The following is a 1,142-nucleotide window of genomic DNA, read 5'->3' as shown; positions in this document are numbered from 1 at the left end:
CACGCCTGTTTTGGATTAAAATGCTGATCGCTCCGGGATGCATCACCACGCTCTGGATTTAACATACTGATTTTACGTCAAGGGAATCCGCAGCCTTTATGGCTACGCAGCATAATATCTATTTATTCAACAAAGCCTCGTCAGTCATGCAAACACGGATGGCTACAGGGCTTACAACGACGAACTTCCAAAAGTAAAACACATTGTTAGCAAGTTGTATACACATCGTATTGAGCGTGCACATCTGACACTGCGTAACCGATTGCAACGGCTCAATCGCAAGACGCTCGGATATTCAAAATCATCCGAAATGCACGACAGGATCATCGGTACTTACATCTAACGCGAGTACTACGTTTGATGCTACATCAACCCATTGAACACACGACCCATGGGTGTTGTTTACTCAAAATGAGGTATCTAAAATAACGTGTTAGCGCCACATGAATCTCTATTTCTTTTGCCATCACTTCGGCAGATATTTTCTTATCATAGACACAACACAGCCAACTTTTCTCATCGGAGATATAGCAGGAAAAATCGTGAATGTCATGATGTCCCCCCAACAAACATGAAACATAACACAATATTTCCAATGAAAAATCACAAGAGTCAACAAGATGTATTGCCAGAATCCAGTAGAGATTGCATGAATAGCCTTTCGCAGAGAGATCCGCTATTTTCATCGCGATTTCTCCTTTACTATTAGGCTTGGATATACCATCAACCAAAGGGATACTTTTTAGTAAATCAAGCATGTAGAACAACCTCCATGGGATAATCTTATTCTCAAATGCAATGAGAATCTTAGACATCGACCTTATACCTGATTTTTGTCGTGTATTCAATATGTTGATTGCAGTGTGAAATGTCCGGTTTTGGATGTGGAATACAGTGGCTAAAGTTGATGTAAGATGCCCGTTTTGTGAACAGACATCTTCTGTGAAAAAACACGGTTATGGCAAAAGTGACCATCAGCGTTACCGTCGTCAGTCATGCAAACACGGATGGCTACAGGGCTTACAACGACGAACTTCCAAAAGCAAAACACATTGTTGGAAAGCTGTATACACAGCGTATTGAGCGTGCACATCTGACACTGCGTAACCGATTGCAACGGCTCAATCGCAAGACGCTCGGAT

Annotated in this window: 2 protein-coding genes and 2 pseudogenes; 2 read left to right on the top strand and 2 right to left on the bottom strand. The window is 41.9% G+C overall.

What is annotated here, in order from left to right; all coding sequences use genetic code 11:
- Window positions 1–154: 154 nt before the first annotated feature.
- Window positions 155–343, top strand: a pseudogene (locus tag QZ506_RS14810) (IS1 family transposase); the annotation flags it as partial.
- Window positions 344–368: 25 nt separating this feature from the next.
- Here QZ506_RS14810 and QZ506_RS14805 read toward each other — a convergent pair.
- On the bottom strand, window positions 369–758 hold the full coding sequence (locus QZ506_RS14805) for a pathogenicity island protein (protein WP_291972058.1): 390 nt from the start codon (window positions 756–758) through the stop codon (window positions 369–371).
- Window positions 759–807: 49 nt separating this feature from the next.
- A complete protein-coding gene (locus QZ506_RS14800) occupies window positions 808–975 on the bottom strand; it encodes a hypothetical protein (RefSeq protein WP_291972056.1) in 168 nt (55 codons plus the stop codon).
- On the opposite strand from QZ506_RS14800, the pseudogene QZ506_RS14795 reads away from it, so the two are divergent.
- Window positions 895–1,142 (top strand): annotated as a pseudogene (locus QZ506_RS14795) (IS1 family transposase); the annotation flags it as partial. The gene QZ506_RS14800 and the pseudogene QZ506_RS14795 overlap by 81 nt on opposite strands.

Origin of the sequence: Candidatus Symbiopectobacterium sp., from assembly GCF_020054415.1 — a bacterium.
Lineage (GTDB): Bacteria > Pseudomonadota > Gammaproteobacteria > Enterobacterales > Enterobacteriaceae > Symbiopectobacterium.
The sequence above is the reverse complement of the archived record's forward strand: the minus strand, read 5'-3'. Positions and strand labels throughout refer to the sequence as shown.